Origin of the sequence: Novosphingobium sp. CCH12-A3, from assembly GCF_001556015.1 — a bacterium.
In the GTDB taxonomy this organism is placed as follows: Bacteria; Pseudomonadota; Alphaproteobacteria; order Sphingomonadales; family Sphingomonadaceae; genus Novosphingobium; species Novosphingobium subterraneum.
Genome location: NZ_LSIA01000112.1, coordinates 1 through 2,816 on the forward strand (window position 1 = coordinate 1; position 2,816 = coordinate 2,816).

Annotated in this window: 3 protein-coding genes; all 3 read right to left on the minus strand. The window is 62.4% G+C overall.

Annotation, left to right across the window (positions count from 1 at the left end; translation table 11 throughout):
* Positions 1 to 129: 129 nt before the first annotated feature.
* On the minus strand, positions 130 to 810 hold the full coding sequence (locus tag AX703_RS08165; protein ID WP_156451973.1) for a thermonuclease family protein: 681 nt from the start codon (positions 808 to 810) through the stop codon (positions 130 to 132).
* Between the two features lie 771 nt (positions 811 to 1,581).
* The gene (locus AX703_RS28285) at positions 1,582 to 2,187 is read right to left on the minus strand and encodes a hypothetical protein (protein ID WP_231735455.1); all 606 of its coding nucleotides are present in this window, start codon (positions 2,185 to 2,187) and stop codon (positions 1,582 to 1,584) included.
* Positions 2,188 to 2,470: 283 nt separating this feature from the next.
* Positions 2,471 to 2,816, minus strand: a 346-nt coding sequence (locus AX703_RS08180; protein WP_255355038.1) for a zincin-like metallopeptidase domain-containing protein, incomplete at its 5' end; no start/stop codon positions are given.

Here is a 2,816-nt window from a genome sequence, read left to right on the forward strand (position 1 = left end):
CCTTCACGGTCGGACTCTACCATCGGGCGGTCACATTTCAGGGGAGCACGTCACCTTGTCGACGGAAATGGCCGGGCCGTCGATCGCCGGGTGAACACGGCCGTTGACGGTTCGAGCGTGCGCTGCATCTCACGGCCGGACGATGGCCCGCCTGTATCCTGCCGCTTGCGCCTCCGCCTCGCTACAGAAGATTTCCTCCGGACGGGTGGCTTCGTAATAGGGCATCCCCGGCAGATGATAGATCCACTGGCCGCGCCTGTTGCGATTTCCCTTGATCACGCAACCGGACACGCGCGACAGGTGAGGCGTGGAGGCTCGTGCGGTAGCGGCACGATCTCGAGGTTGGCCTGCATGGCGAAAATCGGCTGGCATCTGGAAGGTGCTGCTCCAGATGCCAAGGCCGTAGCGTTTGGCCCGAAGCTCCGCATCGACATAGTCGAGACTGTACTCGCGATAGGCTGTAGCCCAGCCATTCTCGACCAGAACCCTGTTCAGGTCTTCCGAACCGGCCTTGCAGATAGACACAGCCCGGCCATAGCTGTCTGTGCTCAAGCGTCTGCAATGGACCCGGGCACCTGCAATCAAGGCGGAAAGTTGCTCTTTGGCCGCTTGGCCGCAGGCCCAGGTCTCGCCATCGCGCTGGCATGTCTGAGCAAGTTCGGGCGCATCGATTCCGAACAAGCGGACCTTCTGGCCTGCGACAACAAGGGAATCGCCATCTGCTGCCGTTGCACTGCCCGTTATAACCTGAGCGTGTGCCGGAAAGGCCAAGGCTGCAACCAGGGCGAGGGCAGCGATCCAGTTGCGCATCATCATTCCTTTGCCGGTTCAAATCGCATAACCTCCATAGAATTCAAGAAATTACGATTCGGTGATCGGGCAGAAGCAGGACCACATTTGCCGATCTTGCAGCGCTCGGGTTTGGCGCGGCAAGAGACGATAATCCATGCGCGCGAGCGGACTCTTCGCAGGGCTTGTAACGCGTTGGCCGGGACACGCCCTTCTTGCCCATAGCGATAGCATTGTGAGGCATGAGCTTGATCGCTTGCCCTGGTTCACCGTTATTCGGCACTGGCACCGTTGGCTAGCCCTTTCTCAAGCCGGGCTGGACATGCGGCATGCATCTCATGGCTTGGCTGAGAGCCTTGCCGGTGCCCCTTCCCCTTCGCCGCACCATCTATCGCCGCGACATCGGCAGCGTCGAGCCTGAGCGTGAAAGGCGATGCCCAGCCCCGGGGCTCCCTCGGGCGCGTAGATTGCCTCGCCAATCTTCCAGCGAGCCAGATCGAGAATATCGACGGCAAGCCGCCGATCGCCGTCCAGTCGCGCTGCGCGTCTTCGAGCAGCTATCTGAACAGTCAATCTGTCTCAGGCGCATTCTGAAGCGCTCGACAGATCATTCGTACTGCTTTCGCGGGTGGCGAAGCGCTGGCGGGAACGCGCGGTTGGTGACCTGGTCGAGCCTTGCATTCCTATATCTTAAGTGGTCCTGGACATGCTCGGCGACCTGTGTGGCGATCCGGCTGGACGAGCATTGCCTCGGCGCGCGATCCGTCATGGCGCTGCCCGCTTGCTGCCAGGTCAGGAGGCAGACGGGGCGATGGCCGGCGGCACGATCGTCCAGGCCCTGCTCATCAGCCTGCTGAGTTTCACCCCGACCCCATCGCAGACGCGGCACAGGATCGTCTTGTGGCCCGACTGGACTACGCGAAAGCTCCGCTCGCTCTGCCCGTCGGTGAAGGTCAGCGGCGCGGCGAGAACCAGCATATCGCCGGGCGACGGCTTGCGGCGCGCGGTCAAGGCAAGGCGCTGACGGCAGTGTTCGCGCCACTGCGCGGCATGTTCATTGCCGGGTGGCCCGAGCAGGTCGAGGATCGAGGCCGGGCAGTCGTAATTGTACGGCCCCATCGTTTCGGTGAGATCCTTGTAGCCGAACGCCTCGCTGCTGCGCGCGGCGGGCTTCCATTTGACGAGGCAGATGATCGCGAAAGTCTCGCGCGGGCCATCAGCGTCGTAGCTCTGGCAGGCGGCGTAGTAGGCACCTGAACGAACCGTCGACTTCAGGACACGCAGGCCCGTCGTCCGGCCCCTGTCGGGGTCGGGCGGATAGGTGCACTGGTTGTCGAGATAGGTTTGCGGCGTGGCGAACGGAGCCATGCCATCGCGTGACATGAATAGCCAACCCATGGTCTCTTCTCCTCAACTAGCGCCCTTTGGCGCGGATTTTTGAGCTTGCGGCCTCGCGGACGACAAGCGCGGGGAAACGCGTCGGCATGGCAAGGACGACGACGAGGCAGGAGTGGTTGCTCACCCCCCGACCTGGCCGCATCAGCACTGATGGCGCAGGCGCGGCGGTCGTGGCGCTTATCGGGGAGGCGCTGTTGGACACAAAGATTGCCGGACAGAGCGCTTCCACATTCCTGACATGCCAGCGCCATGTGCCTTCCCGCGTAGACTTCCAAAGCGCAGGTCATGCAGCGAACTCCTCAGGCTGGGGCTGCTGGGCGTGCATCCAGTCAGCAGCAGCCTGAGCCTTGCTGGCGGCAGAGAAGATGGCGCGATGATCGTCTTTCAGCACGCGCAACCACGATGCAACGTAAGCAGCATGATCGGCGCGCGGATGGTGGGCGATTCCGAGGTCGGCAAGCACGAAGGATGCTGTCAGTTCAGCACAGATCTCCTCCATTGCCAGGCTGTCGCGCTTGAACCTTGCGGAGAAGTTGCGGTCGAGCCGGTGCCTCGCTCCTGTGGCGTGGGCTGCCTCGTGGTAGGTCCCATCCATAACGTGTCCTTTCTGTCCTCTTCTGCCAATCAAG

Bases quoted from the DNA above. Each gene is read 5' to 3' on its own strand.
- AX703_RS28285 (WP_231735455.1), bottom strand. From the start codon at position 2,187: ATGGGTTGGCTATTCATGTCACGCGATGGCATGGCTCCGTTCGCCACG.
- AX703_RS08165 (WP_156451973.1), bottom strand. From the start codon at position 810: ATGCGCAACTGGATCGCTGCCCTCGCCCTGGTTGCAGCCTTGGCCTTT.